Below are 22559 nucleotides of genomic sequence, written 5' to 3' on the forward strand. Positions count from 1 at the left end.
AAACGGGGCACCGAGGTCGGTGCCCGAGGTCGCGTCGTCCCGGTGGTCAGACTAAGCGTTCTGCGATGTCGGGCCGTCTTGATGCCCGTCCCCCGGATCCTCCGTTGTCGTCCCGTTACCCTGGGCGTGGTCGGCGCCACCGCGTCCGCGCACCGTGAGAAGGAGAGCTGTCCTGCGATGTCCGCTCCTGACTATCCCAGCATCCTGCACCTCAGCGATCCCGCCCGCACGGCGACTCTGCTGAGCAGCGCCGCGGCCGTGACGGGTCGGGACTGGAGGGTGCTCCCCCTGGCCGTCGCGCCTCCTGGGTCAGGCGTCGCGGCGGTCGCGACGAAGGCGGCTCGCGGCCTGCGCTGGGAGGCGGAGCTGGCCCTGGCCCGGGCGCGGACACGCGGGGTGCACGTGCACAGCGTCCTCGCCAGGCGCCATGCGGGATGGGCCTTCGGCCGGAGCTTCGCCCTGCATCTGCATGGGACGGACATCCGCACCGCGCAGTACGAGGACCGGCACCGGGAGCTGGTGCACAGCACCGTCCGGGCGGCGCAGGCCGTCTTCTACTCCACCCCGGATCTGAAGGAGCACGTCGCGCCGCTGCGGGAGGACGCCCGTCTGGTGCCGGTCCCGGTCTCCCTGCCGAGGGCGGCCGCGGACGGTGCGGTCACCGCGCCGCCGCCTGCACTGCGCGAGCTGGTGGGAGATCGGGAGTACCTCTTCTTCGCCTCACGGTGGCAGGACGTCAAGGGTGGGGAGCGCCAGATCGAGATCGCCCAGGCGCTGACCCGGGCACTGTCCGGAGCGTCGGATCCCGTGGTCGTGGGCCTCGACTGGGGCCCGCTCGCGCCACAGGCCGCGGCCGCCGGGGTGCAGCTGGTGGGACGCCTGCCGCATGCCGAGTTCCTGGCGGCGCTGGCGGCGGCGCGGCTGTGCATCGGCCAGCTCTCGGGGGTCCTCGGCGCCTCGGAGCTCGACGCCCTCGCGGCGGACGTCCCGCTGGTGGCGCCGCTGGATCCCCGCTGGTACGACGGCGGCCATCCCTCGCTCGTGGTGCCGCCGGTGGTCGGCGGAGTGGATCTGGGGATGAGCGCCGGGGCCGACGACCTCGTGGATCTGGTCCGGGAGGAGCTCGACTCCCCGACGCACCGGCGCACCCGGTCCTGGATCCAGGAGCACCACTCCGCACGGGCCGCACTGGCCGAGGTGCTCACCGGGTACCGCGACAGCGGCTGGTGAGCGAGCCCAGCGCCTGCGGGCTCAGCGGCCTGCGAGGAGGCGGTCGGCCGCCTGCCGGGCTCGCGCCGCCCAGGTCTGGTCGTGTCGCACCCGGCGCGCGGACTCCGCGTAGCGGGCCAGGCGCTCCGGATGCGCGTGCAGGTCCTCCAGCTCCTGTCGCAGCGCCTGGGCCGAGTACTCGATGACCGGGCCGATGCCGAGCCGCTCCCCGAGCTCTCCCGCGTAGGTGCCGCGGCTGAGGAGCACCGGCTTGCCGTGGCCGAGGTACTCGAAGAACTTCACCGGAGCCGCGAAGGTGCGGTACTCCCCGGGCTCCACGAACAGCACGCAGGCCGAGGCGGCGGCGTAGAGCGGCTCGAGCTCCGGGCCCGAGCCGTGCACCACACGGATCCGCTCCCCGAGGTGCTGCGCGTAGCGGGAGCGCTGACGCTCCCACTGCTCCCGGGGCACGCACAGGGTGAGCGTTGCGGCCGGGGTCATCGCGACCGCCTCGAGGCAGGCGTCCAAGCCGTACTCGGCACCCATCCCTCCCACGTACAGCAGGTGCAGGCCCGGAGGAGTGGGAGACACGACCACCGTGGCTCCCGGGGGCAGGGCGCTGCTGGACTCCTCCGGGACGGGGACGATCGGGGCCATCCGCTCCGAGGGCAGGAAGAGGTGCACGCGGGCCCGCCGCAGGGCCGCGAGGTCCAGGCGGTACAGCAGGTTCATCACCGCCGCCCGGGGGGTGCGGACGGCGCGCAGCGAGGTCGAGAAGCGCCAGTACACGTCGCGATAGAACTCCCCGGCAGGGATTCCGTGACGCCGCGCCCAGTGCAGGATCCGCGCCTCCAGGAACGGTGCCGCGGCACCGCGGATGCTGGTCGCCAGGAGGTTCGGCTGGGTGGAGTTCTCCGAGTACAGCAGCGCGAACCGCTGGCCGGCCCGGCGTCGTCGGCGAGCAGTCCGGAAGGCGACCGCCCGCTGGCGGGGGGCGCCCAGGACGGGATGGACGCGGTACCCGATCTCCGCGAACGCCTCCAGCATGCGCAGAGGCCGCAGCCGGCTGGCGCTGCGAGGCCGGGGATCGGTCGGGAACGGGGCGTGGAAGAGCATCCGCGGGCGGTCCTCCCCCGCGACGGCCCGGTGGTAGGCCTCCACCTGGCGGGTGAGGAAGGCATCGCTCGAGAAGATCCCGCGTGCGCGCTCGCGGAGCGTCTCCCGATGCCCCGGGTCCGTCGCCCTCCGCTCGCCGGCCATGGTGGTCATCGCCGAGGCGAGAGCCTCGGTGTCGTCGATCGGCACCACGGTCCCGCCGTCGGGATCGACCCAGGCCCTGCCCGCCCAGGTCGCCGTCGCGATGACCGAGAGCCCGGCGGCCCTGGCCTCTCCGAGCACGGTGCCCCCGGCCTCGACCGCGCTGGCGAGCACCAGGCAGTGACAGCGCGCCATCTGCGCGGGGAGCTGCTCGCGCTCCACCCTGCCCAGCACCTCGACGCGGTCCTGGATCCCGAGCCGCACGGCCAGATCCCGCAGCCGCTCCGCACGCTCTGCGGTGCCCCCGGCGATCACCAGCCGCGCCGGGACCTGTTCCGCCGCGCGGGCGAAGGCCTCGATCGTCTCCTCGGCCCGCTTGTTGCGCACCAGGTTGGAGACGTGCAGGAAGGTGTACGCGCCGGCGGCGTCCTGCCCGTCGCTCCCGGTGGTGAACTCGGCGGAGAAGAAGCGTTCGGGCACCGGGAGCGGGATCACCTCGGGGCGGGCGACGGCGTAGTGCTCGCCGATCGCCTCGGCGAAGGGCTCGCTCACGGTCGCGACCACGGCCGCCTCGGCCAGGGCGTGGAGGAGGTGCGCCTGCCGCGCGGCGGAGCGGGGAGCCTCCAGGCTCGAGGGGCGGTGCTCGGTGAGGACGACTCCGCGTCCCCAGCGCACGGCGAGGTCCTGGGCGATGAGCAGACCCGGCATCACCGAGTGCGCGTGGAGGACGTCCGGCAGCTCGGGCAGCGCCGCGCGGTACGCCTGCTCGGCGAGGTGCCCCATCAGGCGCTGTTCGACGCGCTGGAGCGGACGGGGCAGTGCGGGAAGAGCGATCCGCAGCACGGTGAGATCGCCGTCGTGCTCGAGGCCGGGATCGGTCCCGCGCCACCGGGGCAGCGGGACGAGCCTCGGCACCAGGAGGACCACCTCATGCCCGGCACCGGCCACCATCGCAGCCTGCTCGCGGAAGAAGGAGCCGTTCAGCGGCTCCTGCGAGCTCGGGTACCAGGACGGGACGACGAGGACTCTCATGCACGACCTCCTGGTGCGCTCGGCGGGGTCTGTCCGGGGATGGTGCCGGCGCCCGGATCAGTGCCGGGATCCGGATCGATGCCGGGGCTCCGGCCGGGGTCGGTGCCGGGGTCGGAGTCGGGGTCCTGATCCGGGTTCTCCGTCGCCGTCGGCCGCCTGCGATCGTAACCGCGCGCCGCGAGCAGCGACATCACCAGCATGAGCATCAGCATGCCCGCCATCAGCAGGCCGAGCCAGAACACCGTCTCCAGCAGCGGCAACGGCGAGAAGTAGAGCAGCGACAGCGGCGCCGCGCAGAACACGATCGAGAAGGCGAGCATCCACTGCTGCTTGTCCGTCACCACGAAGACGGTCGAGATCGGCGAGGTGACCAGCTGCATCGCCAGCCACGGCGTGAGCGCGCGCGCGAACTCCCCGGCGAGATCCCACTGCTGGCCGAAGACGAGCAGGAACATCCAGGGCGAGACCAGGTAGATCAGCCCGAAGGGGACGATCGCGATCAGCAGCGACCGGATGATGGTGGCGCGCACCAGCGGGAACATCTCCCCCGGCCGCACCCGGGCGAGCTTCTGGAAGAACACCTGGGAGATCGCGCTGTTGATGAGGCCGATCGGCACCTGCAGCATGCGCCAGGCCAGGTTGAACTGGCCCACGGCGCCCAGTGCCACGGTGCCGATCAGCAGCGTGATCCCGTTGATCCGCAGCGAGTCCACCAGGGCGGTGGGCATGTTCAGCAGCGGCATCTTCTTGTATCGCCGGACCAGCTCCAGCCCGCTGGTGGTCCCCTCCGGCAGCGGGCGGAACAGGTCCTTCGCGCGCAGCCGCAGGTTCACGAAGGCGAAGGCCTGGCCGATGAGGGTGCCGAAGATCAGTCCGGGCAGGGTGCGCAGCCCGAGCAGGCCGAATCCGAGCTGCCCGCCGGCGGAGCCGATCGCCTGCTGGACGCGGTTCACGGAGATGGTCCGGTAGTCCGTGCGGCGGTTGAACCAGAACTGCATCATCGTGGCCTGCGCGACGAAGAACACCGTGAAGCCGCCCAGCACCAGCCAGGACGCCAGTTCGGGATCCCCGTACTGGGAGATCACGAGGTCGCGCAGCACGATCGCGGCGAGGGTGAACAGCCCGGCGACGACGAGGTTGCTGACGGTGGCGATCCGCGCGATGCGTCGGGCCTCGTCGTCGTCCTCCGGGAGCATGATCGTCATGTCCAGGCGCAGCGAGGCGATGGTGGTGGCGATGGCGGTGAGCGAGCCGAAGACGGCGAACTGTCCGAAGGCCTCGGGGGTGAAGAGGCGGGCGGTGAGGACCGAGACGCCCATCACGACGATCTGGGCCAGGGCGGTGCCCGTCAGCAGCACCATGACATGGCGCAGCGTGGGGTACTTCGTGACGAGCTTCTGAATCCGGCCGCGGATCCCGGTGGAGGAGTCCAACTCCGGACCACCTCGCGATCGGTGTGAGTACGATGACCGTGCGGGTCGGGCCGGCTCGCGCCGCGGCGTGCCGACCACGAGGAGCCCATGCTGACCGTCGTCCCGCATCTTAGTACACGGTGGGATGCGCAGCAGCGGGGGCAGCATCTGCGCACCGCACCGGGCGCCGTGCTCCCCTCCACGCTGACGGCGGAGTCGCTGCGCGGCAGCGGGGCGCTGTTCTCCGCAGTTCTCAGCACCGAGTCCGAGATCCAGCTGCTCACGGACCACCTGCGCTCCTGGCCCCTGTTCTACGCGGTCCGCGGTGATCACGTGCACGTGGGCGAGGACGCCTTCGCCGTCGCGGACGCCCTGGGAGGGCGCTCTCTGGACAGCGCTGCGGCGGCGGAGTTCCTGCACACCGGGTTCGTGCTCGGTGACCGCAGCGTTCTGCACGGGGTCCGCCAGGTGCCCGCCGGGACGACGGTGCGCATCGATCGACGCACCGGAGAGGTGCGCTCCCGTCTCGAACGTCGGCTGCGGCTGCGCGCACCCGAGTTCGCGGACACCGACGCCTTCACCCGGGCTTTCGCCGCCGCCCTCGACGCCCAGATGGTCCGGCTCTACGACCGGGCCGACGGGCGCATGATCGCCCTGCCGCTCTCCGCCGGGCTCGACTCCCGCCTGCTGGCCGCACTGCTGGCCCGGGACGGGTATCCGCACGTGCAGACCTTCACCTACGGGCTACCCGGAAACGCCGAGGCGCAGGCCTCCGCCCGCATCGCCGAGAGCCTGGGGCTGCCCTGGACGCAGGTGACGCACACCCCGGACCAGCTGCGACGCGCCTGGACGGACCCCTCCACCGCCTCCTTCCTGCGCGAGGCCTCGGGCGGTGCCTCCCTCCCTCATATCCAGGACTGGTACGCGATCCGATCCCTCACCGAGGACGGCACCCTGCCGCCGGGCAGCATCGTGATCCCCGGTCACACGGTGGTCAGCTCCGCCAAGGACGAGCCGCTTCGACACGGCCGCGCGGTGACCCCGGCCGGCGTCGTCGACGCCCTGCGCCCCTGGCACTTCTCGCTGCGCTCACGCTCCGCCCGGGCGGTCCGCCTCCCCTCGGTGGTCCGCGCCCTGCAGGACTTCTTCACCGAGGTGTCCCTGAGCGGCGAGCGCCGGGACACCATGGATGCGGTGCGCTGGTTCTGGCAGCGGGAGCGACAGGCGAAGTACATCCTGAACTCGATGCGGGGCTATGAGCATGTCGGGCTGGAGTGGGCGCTGCCGATGCACGAGCTCGCCGTGTGGGAGGTCTACGAGGCGGCTCCTGAGGAGGCGATCGCCTCCCGGGAGTGGTACCGGGCGATGACCGAGCAGCTCTACTCCTCTGTCAGCGGGGAGCCGGCCCCGACGCGGGCCCCCCGCTCGAACGAGCGCTCCCTCGCCCGGCGCACGGCGGCGACGACGGCCCGGGCCACCGGCCTGCCCCAGCTGCGCTCGCGGCTGCGGACGGTGCGTGCGGTGGTCGATCATCCGCTGGGCTTCGACGCGCTGATCACCGGGGCGACCAGGCGCCGGATCGCGGCCCGGACCGCGCTCGGGATGACGCCCGTCGGGGAGTTCGCCGAGCTGTTCCTGGCCGACCGGTGGGTGCCCGGCAGCAGCCTGTTCACCTCGCCGGAGGACTGACTTCCGCCGCGGGCTGCTGTCCCGGGCCGCTCAGGGGAGCGTGACCACGTGTCCTTCGCGGGTGCTCTCGAGCACGGCTTCCACGGTGCGGACGGTGTGCAGGCCCTCGCGCATGGTGACGATGTTCGTGCCCTCGCCGAGCACGGCATCGCGGAAGGCCTGATGCTCGGTCGCCAGCGGCTCCTGTCGCTGCAGGGCATAGGTGATCGAATCCCCCTCGCTCACCCCGCGGAAGGAGGCCATCGACTCCCACAGGTTCGTCGCCGCATCCGCGTTGGCGTGGAAGGTGAGGTCGGCGTTGAGGGTGTCGCCCACCAGGGCGCCCTTCTCCCCCGTCACCACGGTGACCCGCTCCTTGAAGGGCGAGAGCCAGTTCACCAGATGGCTCGTGATGGTGCCGTCCGCGAGCGCTCCGGTGATCGAGACCATGTCCTCGTCGACCCGGCCGGAGCGCCGGGTCGCCGTCGCGCCGACGCGGGCGTACCGGGACTGTGCGACCCAGGCGGTGAGGTCGAGGTCGTGGGTGGCCAGGTCCTTCACGACCCCCACATCCGAGATCCGTGCGGGGAACCCGCCCTGGCGGCGGGTGGCGATCTGGTAGATCTCCCCCAGCTGGCCCTCGGCGATCCGGCGTCGCATCTCCTGCAGGGCGGGGTTGTACCTCTCGACGTAGCCCACGGCGCCGACCAGACCTGCCTGCTCGAAGGCGTCGGCGATCTCCTCCGCCTCCCCGATGTCGAAGGCGAGCGGCTTCTCCACCAGCGTGTGCACCCCGGCCTCGGCCAGCGCGAGCGCCACGTCCCGATGGAACTGGGTGGGCACGGCGACCACCGCGTAGTCGATGCCCGCCCCGATCAGCGCCTCCACATCCGCCAGCACCTCGAGATCCGGTGCGGCCCCATGGGGGTCCCCGCCCGGATCCGCGGCCGCGACCAGCTCCACCCCGTCCAGGGCGCGCAGGTTGCGGGCGTGGTGGCGGCCCATCATGCCCAGACCGATCAGTCCCGCCCGCAGCGTCGTCGTCTCGCTCATGCTCATGCCCCCGCCGTCGCCACAGTGTTCACAGCCTCCACGATCCGCTCACGGTCCTGCTCCGAGATGCTCGGATGCACCGGCAGGGACAGCACCTCTCGCGCCAGCATCTCCGTCACCGGCAGCTCCACCTCCGTCCGGAACGTCGCCAGCCGGTGCACCGGCGTCGGGTAATACACCCCGCACCCCACCAGATGCTCCTGGCGCAGCGCGGCCGCGAATCCGTCCCGCTCCACGGCCGACGCCCCCTCGATCCGGATCGTGTACTGGTGATACACATGCGAAGCCTCCTCGGCCACGACCGGTGTCACCACACCCTCCAGATGCGCATCGAAGAACGCCGCATTCTGCTTCCGGGTCTCGGTCCAGGCCGGGAGCTTGCCCAGCTGGACCCTCCCGATCGCGGCATGGATATCCGTCATCCGGTTGTTGAAGCCCGCGACCTCGTTCGCGTACTGCGTCTCCATCCCCTGGTTCCGCAGCAGCCGCACCTGCCGCGCCAGCTCCGGCGTGGCGCAGGAGACCATGCCGCCCTCGCCCGAGGTCATGTTCTTCGTCGGATACAGGGAGAACATCCCCCCGTCACCGAAGGTCCCCACCTGCTCGCCCCGCCAGGTCGCGCCATGGGCCTGGGCCGCGTCCTCGAACACCCACAGCCCATGCTCCTGCGCGATCGCCAGCAGCTGATCCATCGGCGCGGGATGCCCATACAGGTGCACCGGCTGGATCCCCACCGTCCGCTCCGTGACCGCCGCCCGGACCGCGACCGGATCGATCGTGAACGTCTCCGGATCCACCTCCACGAACACCGGCGTCGCCCCGCACACCGCCACCGTGTTCGCAGTCGCCGCGAACGTGAACGAGGGCACGATCACCTCATCCCCCGGACCCAGACCCAGCGCCAGCATCCCCAGATGCTGACCCGAGGTGCCCGAGTTCACCGCCACCACCTCACGACCCCCGGCCAGCGCGCCCGAGAACTCCCCCTCGAACGCCGCCACCTCCGGACCCTGCGCCACCATCCCCGAGGCCAGCACACGATCCACCGCATCCCGCTCCTCCTGCCCGATCAACGGCTTCGCCGGCGGAATCATCGTGAGTTCGGTGCTCATGCGGCGGGACCGTCCGTTCCGTCGTGGTCGGGGAGCTCGGCCGGTCGCGGGGCGTGGGCGAGCGGCGAGGAGGCCAGGAGCAGCCCTCCGGTGGAGTCGTCGGGGATGTACCACTCCCCGGTGGTGGGGCAGACCCAGGCGTCGGTGCCGTCGGCGGCGGGGACCAGCTTCTCCCCGGCTCGTCCCACCCAGCCCAGTCGCTTGGCGGGGACTCCGGCCACCAGGGCGTGCGGCGGGACGTCCTTGACCACCGTGGCGCCGGCGGCGACCATCGCCCAGGCGCCGATGGTCACAGGGGCGACGCACACGGCGCGGGCGCCGATCGATGCACCGGTCTCGCAGGTGACCCCCACGGGCTCCCAGTCGGAGGCGGACTTCGGGGCGAGGTCGGGGGTGACCGCACGCGGGAAATGGTCGTTGGTGAACACGGCCGCGGGGCCGACGAAGACTCCGGCGGCGAGCACTGCGGGCTCGTACACGAGGGCGTAGTTCTGGATCTTGCAGCCGTCGCCCATCCGCACGCCGGAGCCGATGTAGGCGCCGCGGCCGATCACGCAGTCGGTGCCGATCTCGGCACCCTCGCGCACCTGGGCGAGATGCCAGATGGAGCTGCCCTCCCCGATGGTCGCGTCGTCCGAGATGTCGGCCCCGGGGGCGACCCGGTAGGCAGGGGTATCGCTCATGGCCACGACGATACCGCTCCTGCGCACCGAGCTCCGGGATCAGGCGGGGGCGCGGGCCGGGATGTCGCGCGGGCGGCCACCTCCGGGGGCGGAGAAGAGCCAGCCCAGGTGCCAGCGCTGGGCGAGGATCTGTGCGAGCACCCCTGCGCCGAGGGCCACGGCGGACACCAGCGGGATCAGGAGCAGATCCGAGAGCAGGGATCCCGCGAGGGCACGCCCCGGGGCGCTGGCCGGGTAGAGCACCACGACGGCGTTGAGCACCAGGGGATGGATCATGTAGATCTCGAGCGTGCGGCTGCCGATCGCCCCACCGAGTCGGGCGATCCAGGGGATCCGGACCAGGGCGGGCATCAGCGTCACCGGCCCGAGCACCCCGCTCAGTGAGGCGATCGCATGCAGGATCCGCTCCACGAGGTGCGAGTACTGGCCGAAGAACATCACCGACGTGCTGAGCACGAACACGACCAGGAGCAGCCCCGCGGCCCAGGCCGGGGTGCGGGTCGCGATCGCGATGATCTGCTCGCGCAGCACGAAACCGGCGAGATACCACAGCGCATACACGGTGCAGCGGTAGAACCCCTCGGTGATCAGCACCGGAATCCACGGCGCATCCAGCATCGCCAGACGCAGAGGCACCGCGAGCACGTAGACGATCACGGCGAGGGCGAGCAGCAGGCGGGGACGGTTCCGGCCGAGACGGGCGGCGAGGAAGAACAGCGGCAGCACGGCGACGAACCAGTACGGCCCCATCACCACCACCATCGCCGTCACCTGGTCCAGGGCGAAGCCCCACGGGTCCTCAGGGGCGTAGCGCACCCAGGCCGTGAGGGCGAAGACCAGGCTCCACAGCAGGTAGGGCCACAGCATGTCGAGCACTCGCGGGCGGAGCACCAGGGACCAGGGACGGCGCACGGCACGCAGGGCGAGCATCCCGGAGACCATGAAGAAGAGGTTCATGGGGATGGGCGCGAGCATGATGTTGACCGCCGACCACCAGTAGCCGGCGCCCGTGCTGTCCCGGGGCAGCAGGTCGTACCCGGCGCCGCCCGCGACGTGGTAGACGACCACCAGCACGATCGCGAACGCGCGGGCGAGGTCGAGCCAGGGGACGCGGCCGCCGGCACCGGGGCTCGCGACCCCTGAGGACGCCGCGGCGTCGGAGGTCACCGCGAGGACCGCAGCTTCTCCCCCTTGGCCAGTGCGATCTCGCGCAGCTCCGTCTGGAAGGCGACCATCCGCTCGCGGAGGCGCGCGGCCTCGGCATCGCCCCCCGCGGCGAGGATCCGCGCGGCGAGCAGGCCGGCGTTGCGGGCCCCGCCGATGGAGACGGTCGCCACCGGCACCCCGGCGGGCATCTGGACGATCGAGAGCAGCGAGTCCATGCCGTCGAGGTGCTTCAGCGGGACCGGCACCCCGATCACCGGCAGCGGGGTGAGAGCGGCGAGCATGCCCGGCAGGTGCGCGGCGCCGCCGGCTCCCGCGATCACGACGCGCAGCCCGCGCTCTGCGGCTCCGCGACCCCAGGTGACCATGTCCTCGGGCATGCGGTGGGCGGAGACGACCTCGACCGAGCAGTCGATCCCGAACTCGGCCAGGGCCTCCTCGGCGGCCTGCATCACCGGGTGGTCGGAATCCGACCCCATGACGATGCCGACCAGCGGGCGGCGAGGGGTCTCCTCGGTGGCGGCCTGCGGGGTGGCGTCCTGCGAGCTGTCGTCCTGCGAGGTGGCGTCCTGCGTCATCGGGGTTCTCCAGGGGTGAGGGGATCGGTGAGCGACTCGGGTCCGTCGACGATCAGCCGCTCGGCGCGGTGGGCGCGGGCGAGCAGGTCAGCGGCGTCCTCCCCGATCAGCGTGACGTGGCCGATCTTCCTTCCGGGGCGCACTGATTTGCCGTAGAGGTGGATCTTCAGCGCCGGGTCCGCGGCGAGCGCGGCGTGGGCTCCGGGAGCGAGGTCCTCGGCGGTGCCGCCGAGCAGGTTGACCATCACCGCGGTGGGCGCGAGCGGTGCGGTGGAGCCCAGCGGCTGATCGGCGACGGCCCGCAGGTGCTGTTCGAACTGGCCGGTCACGGCGCCGTCCATCGACCAGTGGCCGGTGTTGTGGGGGCGCATCGCGAGCTCGTTGACGAGCACCTCGCCCTCCGGGGTCTCGAACAGCTCGACGGCGAGCATCCCGGTGACGTCGAGATCCTCGGCGATGGCCAGGGCGAGGGCCTGGATCCGCTGCTGGGCGGAGTGATCGATCCCGGGCGCGGGAGCGACCACCTCGTAGCAGACTCCGTCCTTCTGCACGGACTGCACTACGGGATAGGCGGTCGCCTCTCCCCCGGGGCGGCGGGCCACCTGGGCGGAGAGCTCGCGGGTGAAGGGGACGAGCTCCTCGGCGAGGAGCTCACCGTGCTCGGCGAGCCAGTCCTCCGCCTGGTCGGCCTGCTCGATGATCCTCACCCCGTGGGCGTCGTAGCCGCCGCGGGGGGTCTTCACCACCAGTCGGCCCCCGGCCGTCTCGAGCGCGGCGGCGAGGTCGTCACCGGTGCTGATGCGCCACCAGCGCGGGCAGGGGTGGCCGAGCGCGGAGAGGCGTTCGCGCATGACGAGCTTGTCCTGTGCATGGACGAGCGCGGCCGGGCCGGGACGCACCGCGGTGGTCCCCTCGCGCTGGATCCTCTCGAGGATCTCCGTGGGGACGTGCTCGTGGTCGAAGGTGATCACCTCGACGTCGGCGGCGAGGTCCCTCACCGCCTGCTCGTCGTCGTGCCGGCCCGGGCGCACCCGTGCGGCGACCGCTGCCGCGCTCTCGGCAGGGTCGGTGGCCAGCACGATCGTGGTCAGGTCCAGCTCGATGGCGGGGCCGAGCATCATCCGGGCCAGCTGCCCGGCGCCGACGATGCCGACGCTGCGGGCACCCCGCGGTCCTGTCAGCGGACCGGTGCGGGTATCGGCGGCGGGCTCGGGCGGGGCGGGGCGTGGTGAGGTCTCGGGCACGGCGGCCAGTGTACGAGGTCAGCTGTGCGAGCGCGGTCGGCGCCGGACCACGGACCCCTGCGGGAGGGAGTCGAGGTCGTCGCCGCCCGCGCGGGCACCCTGCACGCCGCTGGGCGACATGTCGGCACGACTGCCGCGCAGGGTCCTGCCGGCACGTCCCGGCCGTCCACCGCGGTGCGAGCGCACCGGCTGCGGATCCTCGAGGAGCTCGTCCTCCCCGTCGTCACCGGGCGCGGAGATGAGGAACACCCCGAAGGTCGCCGGCTGCTCGGTGAGCAGCTCGAGACGCCCGCCGTCGTCCTCGACCAGCGTGCGGGCGAGGGCGAGGCCCACCCCGGTGCCGCTCGAGCTGCGCCCGGAGACGGAGCGCTCGAAGATGCGGGAGCCGAGCTCGCTGTCGACACCGGTGCCCTCGTCGGAGACCTCCACAACCGTGGAGTGGTCGTTGCGGCGCACCTTGACCGTGGTGCGGCCGCCGCCGTGGGCGAGCGCGTTCTCGACGAGGGTCGCGATGACCTGGGTGAGCGGTCCGGTGGAGCCCCAGACCGCGGCCGAGCGCGGCACCTGCACCCGCAGCTCTCGGCCGGCGCGGCGGTAGGCCGGGGACCACTCCTCGCTCTGCTGGGTCAGCACGCTGCGCAGCTCGACCACACCGGGAGTGCGGCGCTGGGAGGACCGGGGGGCGTTGATGAGGTCGTGGACCACCTCGGTGAGGCGGTCGATCTGCTCGAGGGAGATGCGCGCCTCCTCGCGGACCCACTCCTCCGAGCTCACCGCGAGGATCTCGTCCAGTCGCATCGACAGGGCGGTCAGCGGCGTGCGCAGCTGGTGCGAGGCGTCGGAGGCGAGACGGCTCTCGGCCTCGAGCCTCTCGTTGAGCATCGCTCCGGAACGGGCGAGCTCCTCGGCGACGTCATCGATCTCCGCGATCCCGGAGGTCTGCCAGGGACCGCGCGAGCGCCCGGAGCCCATCTCCTCGGCCCGTCGGCTGAGCCGTGCGAGCGGCATCGAGATGCGCTGCGCCTGCCACAGTGCGACCGAGACGCCGATCGAGAGCGCGGCCAGACCGGCGACGGTGATCAGCACCCAGGCGCTGGCGGTGTGGGCACGGACGTCGGAGGCCGGGACGTACACGGAGACGGCCTGCCCCAAGGCGCCGTTGGTGTTGGTCGTCACGCCGCCCTCACCGGGCGGGTCGCCGGCCCTGTGGACGACGTCCTCGTAGGTGACCGTGATCGTGATGTTGAGGTCCGTCTGCTCATCGACCCGGCGCTGCAGCAGCGCCTCGTCGATATCGCCGCCCTCCTGGAGCCGCGTCTCGGTGTCCACCCGCACCTGATCCAGGATGGCGTTCGCCTGGTTGCTGAGGTTCTGCTCGACGAGCTGGAGCCAGGAGTAGCCCAGCGGGATGCCGAGCATGAGCACGGCCAGCAGCACGGTGATGATGGTGGCCTGCAGCACGCGCTGCCGCACCGGTCAGCTCTCCGTGCCGGTCTCGAAGCGGAAGCCCACTCCCCTCACCGTGGTGATCCGGCGCGGATCGGTGGCGTCGTCGCCGAGCTTGCGACGCAGCCAGGAGATGTGCATGTCCAGGGTCTTGGTGGAGCCCCACCATTCGGCGCCCCACACCTCGCGCATGAGGTCATCGCGGGTCACCACGCTCCCAGACTCCCGCACCAGCACGGTGAGCAGGTCGTACTCCTTGGCGGAGAGGCTCAGCTCCTCGCCGTCGGCATAGGCGCGACGGGCGGAGACGTCCAGGGTCACGCCGTTGACGTCGTAGTTGTCACCCGATTCCTCGGTCGCCTGGGAGCGCCGCATGAGAGCGCGGATCCGCGCCTGCAGCTCGCCGAGGCGGAACGGCTTGGTGACGTAGTCATCGGCGCCCGCGTCGAGACCCACGACGGCGTCGACCTCGTCGGCGCGCGCGGTGAGGATGAGGATCGGGCACTCGAGCCCTCCCTTGCGCAGCCGCCGGGCCACCTCGAGGCCATCCAGATCAGGCAGGCCGAGGTCCAGGATGACCAGGTCGATCGATTCGGCACCCGCCGCGATCGCGAGCGCGTCCATCCCGCGGGAAGCGCGCGTGACCGTGTAGCCCTCCCGGTCCAGTGCGCGGGAGAGGGGTTCAGCGATGGCGGAGTCGTCCTCGACGAGAAGCAGTCGTGTCACGCGGTCCATCCTAAGGCGATGCCGGCAGGGACTGCCCGGGACCGGAGCCGGCCCGAGCGTGGCTCCATCATCACAGGTCGATGCTGGGCGCCGAGGGAGCGGGCCGCCCCGGTGCCCGTCACAGGCCCATGTCCAGGGGCGTGGAGCGGTCCCGGCGCATCTCCTGGATGTGCACCTCGCCGATCCCGTGCAGCTCGACCCGCTCCTCCTCGGCGAGCGAGAAACCGCCCGGCAGCGCCTGCGCCACCGCCGCACCGGTCTCGGCGTCGACCAGGACCGACCCCGGGCGGGCCACCGACTCCATCCGGGCGGCGAGGTTCACCGTCGGCCCGAAGACGTCGCCGTAGCGGGAGAACATCGACCCCCACGCCAGCCCGACCCGCACCGGCGGGAGGTCCGGGGACTCGGTGATCGTCTCGGCGAGGCTCACCGCGATCTGGGCGCCGTCCTCCGGCGTGTCGGCCAGGAACATGATCTCGTCGCCGACCGTCTTGACCACGCGCCCTCCGCCGACGGAGATGATGTCCCGGCTGAGGGACTCGAAGCGTCCCACCATGTCCGCCAGCTCGGTGCCCGGGAGGTCCTGGGCGAGGCGGGTGAACTGGACCAGGTCGGCGAAGCCGATGGCCCGCTGAAGGGGGAAGAGCTCGTCGGTGTCGCGGTGCAGCACCTCGCTGCCGGCGCGGGCGGCATAGGCGGCCAGCTGGCGGCGGAAGGTGTACATCACCTGGGATTCGAAGATCTCGAGCAGCTCGGGGATGGAGTCGAGCATCTGCTGGCGGGCCTGGGCGTCGTCGAGCCCGTCGGCGTGCTTCGCCTCGTCCACCAGTGCCTCGGTGATCCACATCGCCAGGCGCCCCATGTGGAAGCCCATGCCGCGCGAGATGCTCGCGAAGGCGCGTTCGGTGATGGCCCCTTCCTCGACGATGGCGGCGAGGTCACCGATCGCGTAGGCATCCTCGTCGGTGAACACCACGGTGTCCTCGTCCACCGGGGTGAAGCCGAGCGACCGCCAGTAGACCGAGGTGAGGCGCTCAGGGATGTCCTGCTGCCGTGCGAGGTCGCTGCGCGAGTACTTGCGAGGGCCCTGCAGCAGCACCTTCTCCAGCGCGCCGACGCTGCGGCGCACGGCGGCGAAGCGCCGGTTGAGCTCGAGGATCCCGCCGTCGTCCAGGGAGCTGATCCCCTCACCGGCCTCGGAGAGGTCCGGCAGCTCCGCGGTCCCCACCGGGACGGGCTCCTGCGGCACCGAGGGCTCCTGCGGCACCGACGAGTCCCCCTCCGGGGTGGGTCCCGAGGGGTCCGCGGTGCGCTCCGGGTCTTCCATTCCTCCGGTCACGTGCCGTGCTCCTCCTGCTCGGTGCCCGTCGCACCGCGAGTCGTGGACCGGACGGGTCCGTCCGGTCGCAGATGCCGCACATCCCCGACGTCCACGGCCACCTGGTCGCCTCCGGCGAGGTCGACGACCAGTCGGCCGTGCGCATCGATCGTCCGGGCGATGCCGTGCAGTGACGGCGGGTGCGTCCCGCCCGCGCCCGTCTCCCCCAGAGGATCGACCCGCACAGCATGCCCCACTGTGAGGCAGGTCATAGTGTAGCGCTCGCGAGTGCCGGCGGAGACGCCGTCTCCCCCGGCGAGCTCGAGGCGGGAGAGCTCCTCGGCGAGCGCCGCGGTCAACGCGCTCTCCAGGTCATGCCTGAGCTGCGCGGTCCCGTTCAGCTCCTCGCTCCTCGCCGCGCCCCTCGCTCCGCCCTCCGCCGCGTCACGCTCTGCATCCCCCTGCCGTGCCGCGCCGCCCTGCCGCAGCCCGCCGGCTCCGAGCAGCCAGGCCGCTCCGGGCACCTCCTGGCCGTCGTCCTGCAGGATCGGACCGCGGAGATTGAGGCCGATGCCGAGCATCAGGAGGTCCTCGCCGCGCGCCTCGACGAGGATCCCGCCGAGCTTCCGACCGTCCCCGGTGTGCAGGTCGTTGGGCCACTTCAGGCCGATGCGGTCGGGAGCACCCTCCCCGAGCACCTGCTCGATCGCGGTGACCGCCGCGAGCCCCGCGGCGAGCGGGAGCCACCCCCGCCGCTCCGGCGCGAGGCGACTGCGATGCACGAAGGTGAGGGCGAGGCTCGCCCCCGCCGGACTCGAGAAGGGCCGTCCGAGCCGCCCCCTGCCCCGGGTCTGGTGGCGAGCCGTGAGGGCGAAGGGAGGCCGCGCCCCGTCGGCCAGCAGCCGCACCGCCTCGTCCTGAGTGGAGGTGACCTCGTCCCGCCGGAGGATCGGCGTCACCTCGTCCGAGCTGTCCATCGTGCCTCCCGTCCGTCCTGCCGGCCCCGTCTCACCGCCGACCGCGCCTGGTCGGCGCCTGCGAGACGCCTCCGACCGGTGGTGATCACACGCACCGTCCGACGGCCGGGCCGTCGTCCGCGGACCTGCGTAGCGTAGTATCCCGGTGTCCATCCGCCGGAACAGATGGCGGCCGCGCAGGCCGCAGCAGGAGGCTCCGTGACCGACGCCCCGAGGCCGCTCACCACCGCCCAGCGACTCGAGGATCTGCGCGAGCGCGATGCCGCCGCGGTCTCGGCCGCGGATGAGATCGCGGTGCAGAAGCAGCACGCCCGAGGCAAGAAGACGGCCCGCGAGCGCATCACCGACCTGCTGGACGACGGCTCGTTCGTGGAGACCGACCGCTTCGTACGGCATCAGGCCCACAGCTACGGCATCGATCGCAAGCGACCCGACGGCGACGGGATCGTCACCGGCTACGGCACGATCGACGGTCGCCAGGTGTGCGTCTACTCCCAGGACTTCACCGTCTTCGGCGGCTCGCTCGGCGAGGCCCATGGCCGCAAGATCCAGAAGATCCAGGATCTCGCGCTGAGCACCGGGGTGCCGATCATCGGCATCCTCGACGGCGGCGGTGCCCGCATCCAGGAGGGCGTGGCGTCGCTGGCCATGTTCGCCGGCATCTTCAAGCGCAACACCCGCGCCTCCGGCGTGATCCCGCAGATCTCCCTGATCATGGGCCCGGCCGCGGGCGGCGCCGTGTACTCCCCGGCGCTGACGGACATCATCGTGATGGTCGAGAAGACCTCCCACATGTTCATCACCGGCCCCGACGTGATCCGCACGGTCACCGGCGAGGACGTCGGCTTCGAGGAGCTCGGCGGGGCGCGCACCCATTCCTCCCGCTCGGGCGTGGCCCACTACATGGCGCCCGACGAGGCCGAGGCGATCGAGTACGTCAAGGATCTGCTGAGCTACCTCCCGGCCAACACGCTGAGCCCCGCACCGTCCTTCCCGGTCGCCGTGGAGGAAGGGGTCACCCCTGCGGACGCCGCGCTGGACACTCTGGTGCCCGATTCCCCGAACCAGCCCTATGACATGCTCACCGTGCTGCGCGCGGTGCTCGACGACGAGGAGTTCCTCGAGGTCCAGCCGCTGTTCGCGCAGAACGTGCTGGTGGGCTTCGGCCGTGTCGAGGGGTACAGCGTGGGCATCATCGCGAACCAGCCCTCGCACCTGGCGGGCACGCTGGACATCGACGCCTCCGAGAAGGCTGCGCGCTTCGTGCGACTGTGCGATGCGAACAACATCCCGGTCCTGACCTTCGTGGACGTGCCCGGCTTCCTGCCCGGCACGGACCAGGAGTACGGCGGGATCATCCGCCGCGGCGCGAAGCTGCTGTACGCCTACGCCGAGGCGACGGTCCCGCTGATCACCGTGATCACCCGCAAGGCCTACGGCGGCGCCTACATCGTCATGGGCTCGAAGGAGCTCGGGGCGGACATCAACCTCGCCTGGCCCACCGCGCAGATCGCGGTGATGGGCTCGCAGGGGGCTGTGAACATCCTCCACCGTGGCGATCTTCGTGAAGTGGCCGAGCAGGGCGGTGACGTCGAGGCGGCGCGCGCCCGCTTCGAGACCGCGTACGAGGAGCAGTTCGCCACCCCGTACACCGCGGCCGAGCGCGGCTGGATCGACGGGGTGATCCGCCCCTCCGAGACCCGCCTCGAGGTGTCGCGCGCCCTGCGCGCCCTGCGCACCAAGCGGGACACCCTGCCCACCAAGAAGCACGGGAACATCCCGCTGTGAGCGTCGCTCGACGCGGTGCCGAGCAGTCGCAGGTCGTGCGCACCTCCGACGTGCGCCTGGTGCGGGGGTATCTGCGTGACGACGAGCTCGCCGCGATCGCCGTGGTGGTCTCCGCGATGAGCGTCACCAGCCGGCTCGAGGCGGAGGAGCGCCTGCTCGCCGAGGGCCGCGGGGCCGGTGCCGCCGCGTGGGGCGATGCCGTCCACTGCCATCCCCGCGCCCACGGACTGCGCGGCCTCCCCTCGGCGACCGCCTGGCAGTTCTCCGACCGCTGAGCGCGCTGCTCGCGCCCGTCGCCGGCCTCACCGGCGGGCTTCGAGGCACGGTGCCGCACTAGACTGCGACGCATGTCAGAGACCACTCCCCCCGCCTCCGCCGACGCCGGCTCCGGGGGTCCCGCAGTCCGCCCCGCCACCGCCCTCGACCGGCTCGCCGACGAGTACGTCGACCTCAGCGCCCGCCTGGACCCCTTCCTCGCGACCGAGCTCGGCATCGCCGGGCACGACACCGAGGTCACCGACTACTCCCCCGCTGCCGTCGACGAGCGCACCGAGGCGACCCGCACGCTGCTGGCCCGTGTCGCCGAGGTGCCGGACGAGGACGGCGTCGACGCGGTCACCCGGGCCGCGCTCACCGAGCGCCTCGGCCTGGAGATCGAGCGGGCCGAGAAGCGGCTCGACATCTCCGCGGTGAACAACCTCGCCTCCCCGCTGCAGTCGCGCGACGTGCTCGACCAGATGCCCACGGACACGGCCGAGGACTGGCAGGTGATCGCCGAGCGCATGGAGAAGCTGCCCCACTCGCTCGGCACCTGGGCCGAGTCCCTCCACGAGGCGGCGGAGCACGGCGTGGTCTCCGCCCGTCGCCAGCTGCTGCTCGGCGCGGAGCAGGCCCGCGGCTATGCGGCCGCGGACGGCTTCTTCACGAGCTTCGCCCGTGACGCGGTGGGCGACGACGCCCAGCGCGAGCGGGTCGCCGAGGCCGCTCGCACCGCTGCGCAGGGCTACCTCGACCTCGCCGACGCGCTCGAGGCCCTCGCCCCTCGCGCCCCCGAGCAGGATGCCGTGGGCCGTGACGCCTATGCGCTCGCCTCCCGCACCTTCCTGGGCACCACGATCGACATCGACGAGACCTACGCCTGGGGCATCGAGGAGCTGCGCTCCGTGGTCGCCGAGCAGGAGGAGGTCGCCGCCCGGATCAACGAGCGCGCCGGACACGGCGCCGGTCGCTCCGTCGAGGCCGCGAAGCAGGCGCTGAACGCCGATCCCGCACGCGTGCTGCACGGCACCGACGCGCTGCAGGCGTGGATGCAGGACCTCAGCGACCGGGCCGTCGAGGAGCTCGCCGGTGCCCACTTCGACATCCCCGAGCCGCTGCGCCGGCTCGAGTGCCGGATCGCGAGGACCGGCTCCGGAGGCATCTATTACACCGGCCCCAGCGAGGACCTCACCCGCCCGGGACGCATGTGGTGGGACGTGCCCGCCACCATTACCGAGTTCCACACCTGGCTGGAGACCACGACCGTCTACCACGAGGGCGTGCCGGGCCATCACCTCCAGGTGGGAATCCAGACCCTGCAGGCCAGCACCCTGAACCGCTGGCGCGCCATGATGTGCTGGGTCTCCGGGCACGGCGAGGGCTGGGCGCTGTACGCCGAGCGCCTGATGGACCAGCTGGGGTACCTCTCCGACGACGGCGACCGGCTGGGAATGCTCGATGCGCAGCGCCTGCGCGCGGGTCGCGTCGTGCTCGACATCGGCCTGCACTGCGGCCTGCCGATGCCCGAGGACCTGGCCGGCTCCGCGGGTGGTGCCTGGACCTACGAGAAGGCCTGGGACTTCATGGGCGTGCACTGGGGCGTCACGGAGGCCGAGCGGCGCTTCGAGCTGCACCGCTACCTGGGCTGGCCCGGCCAGGCCCCGTCCTACAAGATCGGTCAGCGCGTCTGGGAGCAGCTGCGCGAGAACGCCGAGGCCTTCGGCGCCGACGTCCGCGATTTCCATCGACGGGCGCTCGAGCTCGGCGGCCTGCCGCTGTCCGTCCTCGAGGAGGCCCTGCGATGAGCACCCTGGACCAGGACCCCGTCGAGCAGCTGGACCACGACCCGCTGCTCCTGCTCGCCTCCGCCTCGGCGGGCCGCCGCGCGACCCTCCGCGCGGCCCGCATCGAGCATTCGGCCCTGCCCGTCGACCTCGACGAGGAGGCGATCCTCGCCCGGGCCCGAGCACAGGCCGCCGCGTCGGAGGACCCTGCCGACTCCCTCACCCCCGCGGACGAGGTGCTGCTGCTGGCACGGGAGAAGGCGCTCGCGGCCACCGCCCGCAGCGAGGGCGGCTACGTGGTGCTCGGCTGCGACTCGATGCTCGAGATCGACGGCGAGACGATCGGCAAGCCGCTGACCGCCGACAGGGCGCGCGAGCGCTGGCGGGCGATGCGCGGCCGCACCGCCACCCTGCACTCGGGGCACTGGCTGGTCGATGACCGCGACGGAGAGGACGGCGGCACCGGCGCCACTTTCGGGGCGACCGCGAGCTGTGAGGTGCGCTTCGCCGAACTCTCCGACGAGGAGATCGACGCCTATGTCGCCACCGGCGAACCCCTCGGGGTGGCGGGCGGGTTCACGATCGACGGTCGCGGCGGGCCCTTCATCGAGCACGTCCAGGGCGACCCCCATGCTGTGGTCGGGATCTCGCTGCCGCTGCTGCGCCGGATGCTCGGCGAGATCGGTCTGGGCGTCCACGAGCTGTGGGCGGAGCCGGCGCAGGAGACCTCCGGCCACGCCCCGTCGGGCCCTGCCGCCGACTGAGCCCGCGCGGTACTAGACTCGACCTCTGCTGCCCCCCCTCGGAAGGACCTTTCGCCGATGCCCGCTCGCTCCTCCAAGCCCCGCCGCCTGTCCACGGTGCTGATCGCCAACCGTGGAGAGATCGCGGTGCGGATCGCACGGGCCTGCCGGGACGCCGGGCTCCGCTCCGTCGCCGTCTATGCCGATCCCGACCGTGACGCCCTGCACACGCAGACCGCCGACGAGGCCTACGCACTCGGCGGCACCACCGCCTCCAGCTCCTACCTCGTGGTGGACAAGATCCTGGACATCGCCCACCGCTCCGGTGCCGACGCGATCCACCCGGGCTACGGATTCCTCTCCGAGCGCGCGGATTTCGCCCAGGCCGTCATCGATGCGGGGCTGACCTGGATCGGTCCGCCGCCCGCAGCGATCGAGAAGCTCGGTGACAAGGTCTCCGCCCGGCACATCGCCCAGAAGGCGGGCGCACCGCTGGTCGCCGGCACCAAGGACCCGGTGAAGAACTCCGACGAGGTCGTGGACTTCGCGCGCGAGCACGGTCTGCCGATCGCGATCAAGGCCGCCTTCGGCGGCGGCGGGCGCGGGCTGAAGGTCGCCCGGGAGGAGTCCGAGGTCCGGGAGCTCTTCGACTCGGCGGTGCGCGAGGCGACCGCCTCCTTCGGCCGCGGCGAATGCTTCGTGGAGCGATACCTCGACTCCCCCCGGCACGTCGAGACCCAGTGCCTCGCCGACGCCCACGGGAACGTCCAGGTGGTCTCCACTCGTGACTGCTCGCTGCAGCGTCGCCACCAGAAGCTCGTCGAGGAGGCGCCCGCGCCCTTCCTCAGCGCTCAGCAGAACGCCCAGCTGATCTCGTCCTCCAAGGCGATCATGCGCGAGGCCGGATACGTGGGCGCCGGAACGTGCGAGTTCCTCGTGGGCAAGGACGGCACCATCTCCTTCCTCGAGGTCAACACCCGCCTCCAGGTCGAGCACCCCGTCTCCGAGGAGGTCACCGGCCTCGACCTCGTCCGCGAGCAGCTGCGCATCGCCAACGGCGAGCACCTCGAGGACCGCGACCCCGAGCCGCACGCGCACTCCATCGAG

19 protein-coding genes are annotated in these 22559 nt (G+C 72.1%); 7 read left to right on the top strand and 12 right to left on the bottom strand.

What is annotated here, in order from left to right; all coding sequences use genetic code 11:
- The first annotated feature begins 177 nt into the window (after window positions 1-177).
- Window positions 178-1230: a hypothetical protein gene (locus VF289_RS04725; protein ID WP_330881612.1), complete on the top strand. Its 1053-nt coding sequence runs from the start codon at window positions 178-180 to the stop codon at window positions 1228-1230.
- A 21-nt stretch (window positions 1231-1251) separates the two neighbouring features.
- Here the strand turns inward: VF289_RS04725 and VF289_RS04730 are convergent, their stop codons facing one another.
- Window positions 1252-3498: a glycosyltransferase gene (locus VF289_RS04730; protein ID WP_330881614.1), complete on the bottom strand. Its 2247-nt coding sequence runs from the start codon at window positions 3496-3498 to the stop codon at window positions 1252-1254.
- Window positions 3495-4931 carry a lipopolysaccharide biosynthesis protein gene (locus VF289_RS04735; protein ID WP_330881617.1) on the bottom strand — a complete coding sequence of 479 codons (1437 nt, stop codon included), beginning with the start codon at window positions 4929-4931 and terminating at the stop codon, window positions 3495-3497. The genes VF289_RS04730 and VF289_RS04735 overlap by 4 nt, the downstream gene beginning before the upstream one ends.
- Window positions 4932-5018: 87 nt before the next feature.
- Here VF289_RS04735 and VF289_RS04740 point away from each other — a divergent pair, with 87 nt between their 5' ends.
- Window positions 5019-6599: an asparagine synthase-related protein gene (locus tag VF289_RS04740; RefSeq protein ID WP_330881619.1), complete on the top strand. Its 1581-nt coding sequence runs from the start codon at window positions 5019-5021 to the stop codon at window positions 6597-6599.
- A 30-nt stretch (window positions 6600-6629) separates the two neighbouring features.
- Here VF289_RS04740 and VF289_RS04745 read toward each other — a convergent pair whose 3' ends face one another.
- From VF289_RS04745 to VF289_RS04790, 10 genes are all read right to left on the bottom strand, one after another.
- The gene (locus VF289_RS04745; RefSeq protein ID WP_330881648.1) at window positions 6630-7631 is read right to left on the bottom strand and encodes a Gfo/Idh/MocA family oxidoreductase; all 1002 of its coding nucleotides are present in this window, start codon (window positions 7629-7631) and stop codon (window positions 6630-6632) included.
- A gap of 2 nt (window positions 7632-7633) precedes the next feature.
- On the bottom strand, window positions 7634-8743 hold the full coding sequence (locus tag VF289_RS04750) for a DegT/DnrJ/EryC1/StrS family aminotransferase (protein ID WP_330881621.1): 1110 nt from the start codon (window positions 8741-8743) through the stop codon (window positions 7634-7636).
- Window positions 8740-9426: an acyltransferase gene (locus VF289_RS04755; RefSeq protein WP_330881622.1), complete on the bottom strand. Its 687-nt coding sequence runs from the start codon at window positions 9424-9426 to the stop codon at window positions 8740-8742. The genes VF289_RS04750 and VF289_RS04755 overlap by 4 nt, the downstream gene beginning before the upstream one ends.
- Before the next feature lie 39 nt (window positions 9427-9465).
- Window positions 9466-10593, bottom strand: coding sequence for an acyltransferase (locus VF289_RS04760; RefSeq protein WP_330881624.1), 1128 nt, complete (start codon window positions 10591-10593; stop codon window positions 9466-9468).
- Entirely contained in the window at window positions 10590-11069 is a 480-nt protein-coding gene (purE, locus tag VF289_RS04765; protein WP_330881650.1) for a 5-(carboxyamino)imidazole ribonucleotide mutase, read from the bottom strand. The genes VF289_RS04760 and purE overlap by 4 nt, the downstream gene beginning before the upstream one ends.
- A gap of 95 nt (window positions 11070-11164) precedes the next feature.
- Window positions 11165-12412, bottom strand: a complete 1248-nt coding sequence (locus tag VF289_RS04770) for a 5-(carboxyamino)imidazole ribonucleotide synthase (RefSeq protein WP_330881625.1) — start codon at window positions 12410-12412, stop codon at window positions 11165-11167.
- Between the two features lie 18 nt (window positions 12413-12430).
- A complete protein-coding gene (locus tag VF289_RS04775; RefSeq protein WP_330881627.1) occupies window positions 12431-13885 on the bottom strand; it encodes an ATP-binding protein in 1455 nt (484 codons plus the stop codon).
- Window positions 13886-13888: 3 nt separating this feature from the next.
- Window positions 13889-14584: a response regulator transcription factor gene (locus VF289_RS04780; protein WP_330881629.1), complete on the bottom strand. Its 696-nt coding sequence runs from the start codon at window positions 14582-14584 to the stop codon at window positions 13889-13891.
- Window positions 14585-14702: 118 nt separating this feature from the next.
- Window positions 14703-15923 carry an adenylate/guanylate cyclase domain-containing protein gene (locus tag VF289_RS04785; RefSeq protein ID WP_330881631.1) on the bottom strand — a complete coding sequence of 407 codons (1221 nt, stop codon included), beginning with the start codon at window positions 15921-15923 and terminating at the stop codon, window positions 14703-14705.
- Window positions 15920-16879, bottom strand: coding sequence for a biotin--[acetyl-CoA-carboxylase] ligase (locus VF289_RS04790; protein WP_330881634.1), 960 nt, complete (start codon window positions 16877-16879; stop codon window positions 15920-15922). The genes VF289_RS04785 and VF289_RS04790 overlap by 4 nt, the downstream gene beginning before the upstream one ends.
- A 198-nt stretch (window positions 16880-17077) precedes the next feature.
- Between VF289_RS04790 and VF289_RS04795 the strand changes: the two genes are divergently transcribed.
- The 5 genes from VF289_RS04795 to VF289_RS04815 form a co-directional block, all read left to right on the top strand.
- Window positions 17078-18667 carry an acyl-CoA carboxylase subunit beta gene (locus VF289_RS04795; RefSeq protein ID WP_330881636.1) on the top strand — a complete coding sequence of 530 codons (1590 nt, stop codon included), beginning with the start codon at window positions 17078-17080 and terminating at the stop codon, window positions 18665-18667.
- Window positions 18664-18942 (top strand): hypothetical protein, encoded by a 279-nt coding sequence (locus VF289_RS04800; RefSeq protein ID WP_330881640.1) that lies wholly within the window; start codon window positions 18664-18666, stop codon window positions 18940-18942. The genes VF289_RS04795 and VF289_RS04800 overlap by 4 nt, the downstream gene beginning before the upstream one ends.
- A gap of 72 nt (window positions 18943-19014) precedes the next feature.
- On the top strand, window positions 19015-20730 hold the full coding sequence (locus VF289_RS04805) for a DUF885 domain-containing protein (protein WP_330881642.1): 1716 nt from the start codon (window positions 19015-19017) through the stop codon (window positions 20728-20730).
- Window positions 20727-21473 (top strand): Maf family protein, encoded by a 747-nt coding sequence (locus VF289_RS04810; RefSeq protein ID WP_330881644.1) that lies wholly within the window; start codon window positions 20727-20729, stop codon window positions 21471-21473. Before VF289_RS04805 ends, VF289_RS04810 begins: the two co-directional genes overlap by 4 nt.
- A gap of 57 nt (window positions 21474-21530) precedes the next feature.
- Window positions 21531-22559 (top strand): acetyl-CoA carboxylase biotin carboxylase subunit (locus VF289_RS04815; protein WP_330881646.1); only part of this gene is annotated, 1029 nt, incomplete at its 3' end.

The organism is Brachybacterium sp. (assembly GCF_036379615.1).
In the GTDB taxonomy this organism is placed as follows: domain Bacteria; phylum Actinomycetota; class Actinomycetes; order Actinomycetales; family Dermabacteraceae; genus Brachybacterium.